This window comes from Sphingobium trunci (assembly GCF_022664535.1).
In the GTDB taxonomy this organism is placed as follows: domain Bacteria; phylum Pseudomonadota; class Alphaproteobacteria; order Sphingomonadales; family Sphingomonadaceae; genus Sphingobium.
On sequence record NZ_JAKUJY010000013.1, the window covers coordinates 68,535 to 80,876 of the forward strand.

At 65.6% G+C, this 12,342-nt stretch carries 10 protein-coding genes; 6 read left to right on the forward strand and 4 right to left on the reverse strand.

Features of this window, described 5'->3' with window-relative positions; genetic code table 11:
• Positions 1 to 110: 110 nt before the first annotated feature.
• Entirely contained in the window at positions 111 to 578 is a 468-nt protein-coding gene (locus MJ601_RS12920) for an HNH endonuclease (protein ID WP_242127028.1), read from the reverse strand.
• Between the two features lie 410 nt (positions 579 to 988).
• Here MJ601_RS12920 and MJ601_RS12925 point away from each other — a divergent pair, with 410 nt between their 5' ends.
• Entirely contained in the window at positions 989 to 1,921 is a 933-nt protein-coding gene (locus tag MJ601_RS12925) for an alpha/beta fold hydrolase (protein WP_242127030.1), read from the forward strand.
• A 73-nt stretch (positions 1,922 to 1,994) separates the two neighbouring features.
• Here the strand turns inward: MJ601_RS12925 and MJ601_RS12930 are convergent, their stop codons facing one another.
• Positions 1,995 to 3,170 carry an NADH:flavin oxidoreductase gene (locus MJ601_RS12930; protein WP_242127032.1) on the reverse strand — a complete coding sequence of 392 codons (1,176 nt, stop codon included), beginning with the start codon at positions 3,168 to 3,170 and terminating at the stop codon, positions 1,995 to 1,997.
• Positions 3,171 to 3,666: 496 nt separating this feature from the next.
• Here MJ601_RS12930 and MJ601_RS12935 point away from each other — a divergent pair, with 496 nt between their 5' ends.
• The 3 genes from MJ601_RS12935 to MJ601_RS12945 are packed head-to-tail and all read left to right on the forward strand — an operon-like array spanning position 3,667 to position 6,915.
• Positions 3,667 to 4,137 carry a (2Fe-2S)-binding protein gene (locus tag MJ601_RS12935; RefSeq protein WP_242127034.1) on the forward strand — a complete coding sequence of 157 codons (471 nt, stop codon included), beginning with the start codon at positions 3,667 to 3,669 and terminating at the stop codon, positions 4,135 to 4,137.
• Position 4,138: 1 nt separating this feature from the next.
• On the forward strand, positions 4,139 to 6,280 hold the full coding sequence (locus MJ601_RS12940) for a xanthine dehydrogenase family protein molybdopterin-binding subunit (RefSeq protein ID WP_242127036.1): 2,142 nt from the start codon (positions 4,139 to 4,141) through the stop codon (positions 6,278 to 6,280).
• 14 nt (positions 6,281 to 6,294) lie between these two features.
• Positions 6,295 to 6,915 carry an Isoquinoline 1-oxidoreductase subunit gene (locus tag MJ601_RS12945; RefSeq protein WP_242127038.1) on the forward strand — a complete coding sequence of 207 codons (621 nt, stop codon included), beginning with the start codon at positions 6,295 to 6,297 and terminating at the stop codon, positions 6,913 to 6,915.
• 69 nt (positions 6,916 to 6,984) lie between these two features.
• Here MJ601_RS12945 and MJ601_RS12950 read toward each other — a convergent pair whose 3' ends face one another.
• Entirely contained in the window at positions 6,985 to 7,944 is a 960-nt protein-coding gene (locus MJ601_RS12950) for a LysR family transcriptional regulator (protein ID WP_242127040.1), read from the reverse strand.
• Between the two features lie 155 nt (positions 7,945 to 8,099).
• Between MJ601_RS12950 and MJ601_RS12955 the strand changes: the two genes are divergently transcribed.
• Positions 8,100 to 9,311 (forward strand): CaiB/BaiF CoA transferase family protein, encoded by a 1,212-nt coding sequence (locus MJ601_RS12955; RefSeq protein ID WP_242127043.1) that lies wholly within the window; start codon positions 8,100 to 8,102, stop codon positions 9,309 to 9,311.
• A 104-nt stretch (positions 9,312 to 9,415) separates the two neighbouring features.
• Entirely contained in the window at positions 9,416 to 10,927 is a 1,512-nt protein-coding gene (locus MJ601_RS12960) for a class I adenylate-forming enzyme family protein (RefSeq protein ID WP_242127045.1), read from the forward strand.
• A gap of 30 nt (positions 10,928 to 10,957) precedes the next feature.
• Here MJ601_RS12960 and MJ601_RS12965 read toward each other — a convergent pair whose 3' ends face one another.
• A complete protein-coding gene (locus tag MJ601_RS12965; protein ID WP_242127047.1) occupies positions 10,958 to 12,310 on the reverse strand; it encodes an MFS transporter in 1,353 nt (450 codons plus the stop codon).
• Positions 12,311 to 12,342: the final 32 nt, after the last annotated feature.

The window sequence follows — 12,342 nt, forward strand, 5'->3', positions numbered from 1 at the left end:
CCTTACTTGACGTTCTCGGGCGTGACGGCGATCGGCAGCTAAGTCCCAGCCCTTGCCACAAAGAGATGGCGGTTCAGCGAGGTGCTGAGTGTCGACCTGAGGAAAACTCATCAATGCTTGAACACATGGTCCCGGTGCCAGGCCAGGAAATGCGGATGAGGTCGATCAGCGTGACGCAGTGGCGGCGTCGCGCGGCCTGTCTTGTGGATCATCGCTGTGATGCTGTCGCGGTCATTGGCCTGACGGGAGATCAGAATGTCGAGATCGTCCGACAGGCTGACGAGGCCGCGATCGAACAGCCAGTGGACCGTGCCTGACAGCGCTATGCCGTTCTGGACGCTGTCGGGGCCATTGGCTTCGACCGGCCGGATATGCGCTGCTTCCGCTTCGGCACGGCCGCCACCGTTGATCAGCTTGAGGCCAGTGATGGCGCAGCGGGCGTCATAGGCTCGCAAGATCAGGCGGCGGAAAATGCGGTCGCGGTCCACCCGTGAAACGAGCGTCGGCGTCCGCGTGCGTTCCTGTTCGAACAGGAAGGGGACCGCCTCTTCGCGCAGCGCATTTGGGACTTCCGTCATGCCGACGCGGGGCAGCAGGCTGTTCTGTTCCTCCAGGCCCAGGTCGCTTCCTTCTGCAGGCCGCTCGAAAGCGCAATCTTTCGCAGGCCCAACTGGACTGGAAGCGGAAGATCAATCGTCGCATCCTCGCCCAGACGATCGTGCAACGCCGAACCAAGCGTTAAGCAGTTGAGCTATTCTCGGCATTGAGTGATGAACGTCCGCTTCGTCATCTCTAAAACTTAAACCCGCCTGACCGCTTCCGGCCAACATGGATCAGGCACCGCCATCGTGGCTCGCCCGTTACCCGCCCATATGAAAGGAATAGTCCGGCTTTCCCGTTCCCAAATCGCTTCACTTTCGTGCATATTAATTCGCAGTTTCTGGGCGGGTCGCGGCTTGAACTGTCACCGGCGAACGGAGAAGAAGAGATGTACCGCACGATAAGCCTGATCTTGGCGTTGCTCCTCTCGACATTTTCGGAAATGCCAGCGTCCGCTCAGGAGTTCGCCTTTCCCAAGGGCTTTCGGGCCCAGGAAATCGCAACCAACGGCACAATCCTGCATGTCCGTATCGGCGGATCGGGGCCAGCCGTGCTACTGGTCCACGGCTATGGCGATACCGGCGACATGTGGGTGCCCCTCGCCACACGACTCATGAGCGATCATCTTGTGATTGTGCCCGACCTCCGGGGATTGGGTTTGTCGGCTGTCGCGACCAGCGGCTTTACGAAAAAGAACCAGGCGGAGGATATGGCCGGCGTTCTCGACCATCTCCACGTCGCGCGGACGGATGTCGTTGGCCACGACATAGGGAATATGGTGGCGTTCGCCTTTGCCGAAGCCCATCCCGGTCGCACCACCCGGCTCGTCATGATGGACGCTCCGGTGCCCGGCGTCGGCCCATGGGACGAGATACTCAAGAATCCTCTGCTCTGGCATTTTCGCTTCGGCGGCCCCGACATGGAGAGACTCGTGGCCGGTCGCGAGCGCATCTATCTTGATCGCTTCTGGAATGAGTTCGCCGCGAGCCGCACGGCCTTTCCCGAGAAGGCGCGGGTCCATTACGCCGCGCTCTATGCCGCACCCGGGCGCATGCACGCCGGCTTCTCGCAATTCGCGGCTTTCGATCAGGACGTGATCGACAATCATGCGTTTGTCGCACGCGGCCCGTTGACAATGCCGGTGCTGGCCATCGGCGGCGCCCGCTCACTGGCTGCCACGATGGCAGTGATCATGCGCTCGGCGGCCGGCAACGTAACCGAGTTGGTCGTGCCGAATTCCGGTCACTGGCTGATGGAGGAGCAGCCCGGCCCGACCGTCGATGCCGTCTCCAGGTTTCTGGGCGTCGGCTCGGCACCATGACCATCGCCATCCTGGTCGGGGCTTTCCGACAGCATGGGGTTACCTTGACGACTTTCAGTTGGGCATGGCGGATTTAAAAGGCGGCCTCCAGCGATCCTTCCATGGCGTCGGCATTATAGGGCTTGAGATCGCCGAACCGCCCTTCGCGTACCAGCCTGGCCCAGTCGGGATTGGCGAGCAGGGCCCGGCCGACACCGACCAGGTCGAAGTCGCCGCGCGCAAACATCTCCATCAGCCTGCTCAGATTTTCCACCGATACCGAAATGCGGCTGCCTGCCCCCAGATCGCCCAGCGGGCTTTCCAGGCCGACCGACCCCACCGTCATGACCGTCTTGCCGGTGATCTTCTTCGCCCAGCCGGCGAGATTGAGCGGACTGCCTTCGAATTCGGGCAGCCAGAAGCGCCGCGTCGATGCGTCGAAAATATCGACGCCCGCATCGGCAAGCGGCACCAGCAGACGTTCCAGTTCGGATGGAGTCTGGGCCAGTTTGGCCCGGTAGTCCCAGCCCTTCCACTGTGAAAAGCGGAACATGATGGGATAATCCGGTCCGACGCGCCGCCGCATCTCGCCGACCAGTTCCAGCGAGAAGCGCAGGCGGTTTTCAAGGCTGCCGCCATATCGGTCGGTGCGCCGGTTGCTGCGTTCCCAAAGGAACTGGTCGGGCAGATAACCATGGGCGCCATGGACGGCCGCGCCGTCGAAACCCGCCGCCTTCGCCTGCGCCGCCGCCTCGCCATAGGCCTGGATCACCGCCTCGATGTCGGCGATCTCCATCGCGACGGGCGGTACGCGGCTGGGCTTCGCCACCGCGTTGGGATCGGCCGAATCCGGTCCCAGACGTTCCATGCCGATGCCGGAGGGCGATTGGGAAGCGATGTCGGGATTGTGGGTGCTCTTCCGCCGGCGCGCGACGCCCGTGTGCCAGAGCTGGGGGAAGATGCGGCCGCCCTCCGCATGCACCCGCTCGGCCACCTGCCGCCAGCGCGCGAGCGCGGCCTCGCCGTAGAAATTGGGCACCTTCCGGCTGTAATGGGAAACGATATGATCGATGCTGGTGCCTTCGGTCACGATCAGGCCCGTGCCGCCCGCCGCGCGCCGTCCATAATAATCGTCGACCGGATCGGTCAGCACGCCGTCTTCGGCAAATTCCCGGGTCATGGGCGACATGACGATGCGATTGGCGAGTGTCAGACCCCGCACGGTCAGGGGCTGGAACAGAGGAGAAAGGTCGGGCGATGGCATGGTCATGACGATAATCCTCTCCGGCACCCGGCCGGTTAAGGCCATGATGTGCGGACGGTATAAGAGGGTGGGGTCGATGCCTGTCAATCTTTCCCGGCTGAAGGGATATCTCGATCCGGCGTGTCGTGGACGGCAAGGCGGTCTTCCCGGTGCCGCCGACCGGCCCACCGGTCGCGCCTCCGGAAAGGATGAAAAAATGGCGGTAAAAGGTTGTTGAACCGCCCTATGGCGCGATCATTGCGGCGGCTGGCGGCACATCCCCGGAAGGAGGAATTGGCATTGCGAGGCCTGGCGCGGGGCAGCCTATGCGAAGATGGACGGCGCCATTGGGCAAAAGTCATGAATGGAAGAATTGGGCCGAATGCCGTTCCGATCCAGCTCAGGCAAAGCGGCGCAAAGTCGGGGGAAATGGGTGCCATGAAGCCGGACGGGCACCGATTTTCCTGAACCTTGCATTAACAGGCAATTTAAAGGATAGTTAATAGCATTAGCGAGTCAGTTCATGGAGGATGCCGTGAAGCTGAAAGTTAATGATAAAATTCACGAGATCGACGCTGAACCGGACACGCCATTATTGTGGGTCCTGCGCGATATTGTCGGCCTGACCGGGACGAAATTCGGCTGCGGGGCCGCATTGTGCGGGGCGTGCACCGTGCATGTCGATCATGAACCGCGCCGGTCCTGCGTCTTGCCGGTGTCGGCGGTCGGCAATGCCAATGTCCTGACCATCGAAGGCGTGGGGGCAACCCCGATCGGCAAGGCCGTGCAGGACGCCTGGCTCCAGACCGAGGTGGTCCAGTGCGGCTATTGCCAGACCGGCCAGATCATGCAGGCCGTCGCATTGCTCACGGCGAACCCGGCGCCTGACGATGGCGCGATCGATCGTGCCATGTCCGGCAATATCTGCCGGTGCGGCACCTACCCCCGGATACGCGCGGCGATCCACGCCGCGGCGAAGCAGGGGGTGGCCTGACATGGCGGGGCTGACGATCGACAGGCGCGGCTTCATGGCGGTGTGCCTGGCAGGCTCGGGCGGGCTGGCGCTGGGCTTTCCGCTGTTCGCTCCGGGGGAGGCACTGGCGGCGGGGACCGCTTTCCGGCCCAATGCCATTCTGGCGATCGGCAATGACGGCGCGATCACCGCCACCGTGCCCTATGCCGAAATGGGCCAGGGCGCGATGACGTCGATCGCGATGCTTGTGGCCGAGGAACTGGAAGTGACGCCGGGCGCGGTCAGGACCATGCTCGCGCCAGGCGACAACAGGCTTTACGCCCATCCTGTCCTGGGCGAGCAGATAACCGGCGGTTCGGCCAGCCTGCGTGGCTCCTGGGGGCCGATCCGCAAGGCGGCCGCGGCTGCGCGGGTCATGCTGATCGAGGCGGCGGCGCGCCAATGGCGTGTGAATGCCGGGGATTGCGCGCTCGAAGACGGGCAGGTGGTGCACCTGCCGAGCAAGCGGCGCGCTTCCTTCGGTGCTCTGGCGCTCGCGGCGTCGACCATGCCGGTGCCCTCCGATCCGCCGGTCAGGACCAGCGGTTTCAGGGTGATCGGGACCAGCGCGCCGCGCGTCGATGCCGCGGCGAAGGTGGACGGGTCGGCTTTGTTCGGGCTCGACGTGCGGTTGCCCGGCATGGTCTATGCCGCCGTCCAGGCCTGTCCCGTCATCGGCGGCAAACTGGGTAGCGTGGACGCGAAGCCCGCCTTGGCGGTGAGCGGCGTGACCCAGCTGGTGACGCTCTCCAACGCCGTTGCGGTGGTCGGGCGCCATACCGGCGCTGCCCGCAAGGGCCTGGCGATGATCGAGCCGCATTGGGAAGGCGGCTCGTCCACCCTCTCCACCGCGGACCTCGTCAGCAAGGCCGATGCCGCGCTCGACCGCAAGGGGGCCACCGCCTACGCCAAGGGCGATGTCGCCAAGGCCTTCGCCGAGGCGGCGGGCAGGTTCGAAGCCGATTATCGCATGCCGATGCTGGCGCATGCGGCCATGGAACCGCTCAATTGCACCGTCGAGGTGCGCGACGGCGCCTGCGAGATCTGGGTTGGAAGCCAGGTGCCGGGCCGGGCGAGGATAGAGGTCGCCAAGGCTCTGGGGCTGGGCGAGGACCGGGTGAAGGTCAACAGCTATCTGATCGGCGGCGGCTTCGGGCGGCGGCTGCAATCCGAATGGATCGTGCAGGCGGCGATGATCGCCCGTCAGGTCAAGGGACCGGTCAAGGTGGTGTGGAGCCGCGAGGAGGACACGCGGCAGGACGCCTATCGCTATCACAACCATAGCCGCGTGAAGGTGGCGCTTGACGCACAGGGCCATCCGGTGGCGTTCGACCATCGCATCGTCGCGCCGCCCATCATGCTCTGGTTCCTGCCGTCATTGCTGTGGAAGGACGGCGTCGACATCGACGCCACCAATGCGGCGAGCGGACCTTATGAGTTTCCCAACCTGCTGGTCGATTATGTCCGGGACGATCCGCCCGACGGCCTGCTGGTCGGAAACTGGCGCGGCGTGGGAGAGACGCGCAACGGCTTTGTCGTCGAAACGGTGATGGATCAGCTGGCGGCGAAGGCCGGGGCGGATCCCGTCGATTATCGCCGGCGCCTGTTGCCGCCCCATTCGCGCATCAGGGCGCTGCTGGACCGGCTTGCCGCGGAATCGCGCTGGGGCTCGCCGCTGCCGCCGGGCACGACGCGCGGCATCGCCATCCAGTCCGGCTTCGGCAGCCATATGGGCCTGGTGGCGCAGGTGCGCATGGCTGACGGCAAGGTCCGGGTGGAGCGCATGACGGCGGTGATCGACTGCGGCATCGCGGTCAATCCCAATGTCGTGAAGCAGCAGATTGAGGGCGGCCTGCTGTTCGGCCTGACGGCGACGCTCTATTCGAACATCACGATCAGGGACGGCCGCGTCGTCGAATCCAATTTCCACGACAATCCTGTCGTCCGCATGGTCAACACGCCGAAGATCGACGTGATCATCATCGACAGCAAGGAGGAGCCCGGCGGGGTCGGCGAACCCGGCACGTCGATCGTCGCGCCCGCGATCGTCAACGCGGTGTTCGCGGCGACGGGCAAGCCGCTCCACCAACTCCCGCTCCCTCCATCCATGGTGGAACGTGTATGAGGATATCGTCTTCCATGGCGCTGTGCGCCGCCGCGCTCGTCTTCGCCGCCAGTGCGGCCTGGTCCACCGGGCCGGGCGGAACGGCCGCTCCGGTCACGCCGCTGCGCCCGGTCGCGAGCTTCGAGGGCATTCGCGACCCGGCAAAGCGATCGGCCGCCCTGTTCGCCGAAGCGGGGAAGGTCATCCAGAGCCCGCGCTGTCTCAACTGCCACCCCGCCGCGCGCATCCCCACCCAGGGGGATGAAATGCGCCAGCATGTGCCACTGATGGTCGCCACCGACGGCAATCATGGTCCCAGGGGCCTGCCCTGCGCGACATGCCATGGCGCCGACAATGCGCCGACCTTCGCCGCCGGGATCGCCAGCGTGCCGGGCAATGCGCATTGGCAGCTGGCCCCGGTCGAAATGGCCTGGCAGGGGCTGAACCTGCCCGGGATTTGCGCGCAGTTGAAGGATCCCCGGCGCAACGGATCACGCAGCCTGGACCAGATCGTCACGCATATGAAGACCGATCATCTGGTCGGCTGGGCCTGGAATCCCGGAGCGGGCCGGACCAGCGCGCCCGGCACGCAGGAGGGCTTCGGCGCACTGATCGAGGCATGGGTGAAGACCGGGGCGCACTGCCCCGCCGCGTGACGGATGATCCCGCGTTCCGGGAAAAGGCTCCCGCCCCCAAGGATGCCGGGCGGGGCCGGTTTCCTGCCCCTAACCTGCCTGCCCCAGCCTGTCCGGGACGGCGATGTCGGCCGCGGGCGCCTCCGGCTGCGCCACCTCGGCAACGCAGTTCATGATATGCCTTACCTTGAGCCGCGTGTCGTCGCTCCGGCAGAACAATGCCATGCCGATCGTCAGCCCTTCCTCGATGAAGAGGCATCGCTGTTCGCCCTGGTCGCGTTGCTGATCGCGGCCATAGCTCCAGCGCAGGCAGGGAAGTCCCAACTGCGCCGCGAAGCTTTCGATGACCTGCCGGTTCTCGTCGGGCGCCATCACGAATTTGACGCCCGCCCGCTCGAACGGGGCGAGCGATATGCGCCGCGAACGGGCATTGGCGTGATCGGGCGCGATCACCAGGTCGCGGCCCGCCAGATCGGCGAGCCGGATCGACGGCGCGCTCGCCAACGGATCGCCGCGCGGCAGGAGTGCGTAGGCGAAGCGGCGTTCGAAGCGGGCGATGCGGACATCGCGGAGCGTGTCATAGCCGTTGACGACGGTGAACACGCAATCGATCACGCCCGACCTCAGCCATCGGAAAAGCTCCTGAGGATGGCCGGTCAGAACGTCGATATGGAGATCGGGGCGATGCCGGATCATCTGCGCCAGCAGCCGGTTTCTGTCGGGATCGCCGATCGTGTAATGCGGCGCGCCCAACCGTATCATGCGCTCGCTGGAGGCCCGGCTTTTGGCCAGATGCGCCTGCATCGCGCGATCCGCGTCGAGCAACGCCTGCGCGAAGGGGAGCAGCCGCCGCCCGGCCTCCGTCAGTTCCATATGCCGGGACGACCGGTCGAGCAGCTTTTCGCCCACCAGATGTTCCAGCTTCTTCATCTGCGTCGACATCCAGGGTTGCGGCACATTGGCCATGGCCGCGCCGGCCGTGATCGATCCGGCCTCGACCACGAGCGCGAAATTGATCGCCAGAACCGGATCGATGATACGAGCAGCCATATGATTCTCGAATGATGATCCCCCGTATATCGCATTTGACCGGCAATGCACCCCTTCCCTAGATTTCCTCCATCCGCGCCCGCCGCCGAACGGAATGCGCGGGCGATCGAGGAGAGGAAAAATAATCCTATGGCAAGCAGGGAAGCGGATTGCTGATGCCGCGTGTTCTGGAAGGCATCCGCATACTCGATCTGGGCAGGACGATCGCCGCGCCCTTCTGCACGCAGATGCTGGCGGATTTCGGCGCCGAGGTCATCAAGGTGGAACGGGTCGGCGCCGGGGACGAGATGCGCACCTACGGGCCGCCCTTCATCGTCGGCAAGGACGGACGCGAACTGCCGATCGGCGGCTATTTCATCAGCGTCAATCGCAACAAGGAATCGATCACCGTCGATTTCAAGTCGCCCGAAGGGCAGGAGATCATCCGCGGCCTCGCCCGGATCAGCCATGTCTGCGTCGAAAATTACAAGGTCGGCGACATGGCGCGCCACGGCCTTGACTATGCGAGCCTGAAGGCGATCAATCCGGACCTCATCTATTGCTCGATCACCGGCTTCGGACAGACCGGCCCCTATGCCGACCGCCCCGCCGTCGACAGCGTTTCGCAGTCGATGAGCGGCCTCATGAGCATGACGGGGGAACCGGACGGTCCGCCGCAAAAGGTCGGCGTCGTGATCTGCGACATCCTCACCGGCCTTCACGCCACGATCGGCATATTGGTCGCGCTACGCCACCGGGAGGTCAATGGCGGCGGCGGCCAGCATATCGACATGTCGCTGCTGGATACGGGCATCGCGGCGCTCTCGCACCGCGCGATCGATTATCTCATGAGCGGACGCGTGCCCGCGCGGCTGGGATCGGGCAGCGCCGGATCGGCACCGGCGCAGGTCTACCGGTGCAGGGATGGCGATCTGAATCTGCAGGCCGGCCAGAACAACAAGTTCGTCGACCTGTGCGGCGTGATCGGCCGCGAGGACCTGCTGGCCGATCCGCGCTTCGAAACGCGCGCGAGCCGTTTCGTCTACAACGACGTCCTGACCGCGGAGCTGGAGAAGACCCTGGCGTCCTGGCGGCTCGCCGACATCTATGAGGCGCTGGTCGCCGTCGGCATCATCTGTTCGCCGGTCTACACGCTGGACCAGACGTTCGAGGACCCGCAGGTCATCCATCGCGGCGTGCGGCGCGAGGTCGACACCCGCCATGGCCGGATGCCGATGCTCGCCAATCCGATCCGCCTGTCCGAAACGCCGGTCGATCGCTACGAAGCGCCGCCCGACATCGGGGAGCACACCGATGCGGTGCTGGAGCGCCTGCTCGGCTATGATGCCGACCGGATCGCGCGATTGCGGCGGAGCGGCGTGATCTGATCGCGGGAGACAGGCGCGGCGGACCAGCCCCTTCCGCCGATGGTTTCGGCACGGCAACCGGCATGGGCGCCATTGCCTCGACGAAAAGAATAGGAGATGTGCACATGCCGTTCGGAACGGATTTGAAGGAGATGCTGAAGGTCGATCCGGCCGCGCCGGTGATCGAACATGACCGGAAATGGCTCAACTGGGGGCAACTCGCCGCCATGGTCGAGGCGGTCGATCGGGTGCTGGACGAGGCGGGCGTGCCGCCGGATGCGCGCGTCGGCGTGCTGATCCGCAACCGGCCCTGGCAACTCGCCGCGATGCTGGCGCTGTTTTCCTCCCGCCGCTGCCTGATGGTGCTCAATCCGATGTTGCCGCGCGCCAAGCTGCTGTCGGATCTGGCGAGCGCCCGCATGTCGGCGGTCGTTGCCGAAGCGGACGACTTTGCCGCCGAGGACATTGTCGACGCGGTGCGGCAGGGGGGCGCCGCCGCCATTCGGCTCGATCCCGCCGCGAACATGGTGCTGCCGGTCGAGGGGCTGGAGAAGGCACGCACGGATGCGGAAGCCCGTTCGACGGGCGAGGTCACGCTCGAGATGCTGACGAGCGGCACGACCGGCACGCCCAAGCGCATTCCGCTGGGCCGCCGCGCCTTCGACAAGGCGCTCGAAGGCGCAATGGTCTATGAGAAGGACCGGACGGTCGGAGAGCCGCCGCGCCTGCGCGAGGGCACCGTCCTGCAGGTCGCGCCGATCAGCCATATCGGCGGCATCTTCTCCATCCTGACCGCGCTGTTGAGCGGACGGCGGATCGTCCTGTTCGAGAAATTCTCGGTCCAGCAATGGCGGGACGCCGTGGTCAAGCATCGGCCGAGGGTGACGTCGCTCGTTCCCGCCGCCCTGCGCATGGTGCTGGAGGCAAACCTGCCCAAGGAGGATCTCTCCAGCCTCGTCGCGCTGCGGTCGGGCACCGCCCCGCTCGACGCGGCGACAGTGCGGGCGTTCCTCGACCGCTATGACCTGCCCGTCCTCCAGATCTACGGCGCGACCGAATATATCGGAGGCGTCGCGGGATGGACGCTCAAGGACTTCCGCCGCTATTTCCATGAGAAGCCCGACAGTTGCGGCCGCATCCATGCCGATGTGGAGGCGCGCATCGTCGATCCCGAAACCGGCGCCATCCTGCCGCCGGGCGAAGTCGGCATATTGGAACTCAAGGCCGCGCAACTGGGGGATGCCGACCGCTGGTTCCGGACCACGGATCGCGCCCTGATCGACGAGGATCACTTCATGACCATCGTCGGCCGCGCCGACAATGCGATCATCAGGGGCGGGTTCAAGGTGCATCCCGACGATGTGGTGAAGATGCTCGAACAGCATCCTTCGGTGCGCGAGGCGGCCGTGGTGGGCATTGCCGATCCGCGTCTGGGCCAGGTGCCCGCCGCCGCCGTCATCCTGCGGGCCGATGCCGCACCCGTGACGGAGGAGGGCCTGATCGCCTTCGCGCGCGAGCGGCTGTCGGCCTATCAGGTGCCGACGCGCCTCCTCTTCGTCCCGGACCTGCCGCGCACATCCTCGATGAAACCGGCGACCGACGGGTTGCGCGCGCTGTTCGAGGCTGCACCGGCCTGAGGGAGGAGGGGCCTCACAGGCGCCGCAGGGTCAGGCAGCGCCATGCTGCCGGTGATCCATGCGGCGCAGATGACGTCCCACCACCATCAGCACGATCACCACCAGCGGCGCCACCACGGCCGACACGGTGATGAGCGACGCGCCGAGCTTCGCCTTGTCGACGAACACGCTTTCGGTGAGCCAGGCGGTGAAGGGCGCGCCGATGAACGTCCCCATCATGGTAATGACGGCAATGAACCAGGCCGACATACGCCCCCGCAATTCCGGCGGCGTATGCAGTTGCAGCGCCGCGACCGCATAGCCCAGGAAAGGATAGCAGAGTATGTGATAGACCGAACTCAGCGCCAGGAAGAGCCAGATATTGCCCGACAGCAGCCCCAATATGGTCAGCGGCACCCCGATCAGCACCCCGATCCACTGGTAGCGCACATGGGCGTCCTTCATGCCGCGGGCGTAGAGCCGGTCGACCAGCATCGCGCCGCCGACCTGGCCCAGCGCGGCGGCCGCGATATGCTGCACGCCCCAGGCGAGGCCCACCTCCGCGATGTTCCAGCCATAGCTGCGCACCATGAAGGTCGGCATCCAGCCCAGATAGGCCGACGTGATGATGTTGAGCAGGCCGAAGCCGACCGGCAACCCGAAGAAGAGGAGCGGATTGGTGCGGCAGAAACGCAGGAAGGTGCGCGCCGACACGGCTTCGCGGCCCTGCGCCGAGCTGGCAGGACGGGTCACATTCTCGCGGACCAGAAGCGCCAGCGGCGCCATCAGCATCGTCGGGATGCCGATGATGAGGAAGACCATCTGCCAGGGCTGCATCGTTCCCAGCAGGGGCAGCCGCACCGGCGCGCTTTCGGCCACCAGATGCACGATGGTCCCGCCCAGCGCAGCCGCCAGCCCGCCGCCGACGACGGCGCCGAGCGAGAAGACCGCCAGTGCCGTCGACAGCCGGGCGCGGGGAAACTGCTCGATGATGAGTGAATGGGCCGAGGGCGTCAGCGCGCTTTCCCCTACGCCCACGCCCATCCGCCCCACCAGCATCACGGGATAGCTGCCCGCAAGCCCGCACATGCATGTCGCCGCGCCCCACAGGATGGTCGCGAGCGTCACGATCCAGCGGCGCGAATGGCGGTCGACGATGCCGCCCACCATCAATCCGCACAGGGCGAAGAAGACGCCGAAGCTGGGGCCCATCAACAGGCTGATCTGGAATTCGGTCAGCCCGAGCTGGCTTTGCAGCGGCCCCACCATCATCGTGATGACCTGCCGGTCGATGAAGGCGACGGTGTAGAAGATCAGGAACAGGATGGTCATGGCCCATCCGCGCACGAAGCCGCGCGTGGGACCGGACATTGCCGCAACGGGCGGGACATGGGCTGGCTGCATGATCTACTCGCCGCTGACGGGGTGAAACCTGG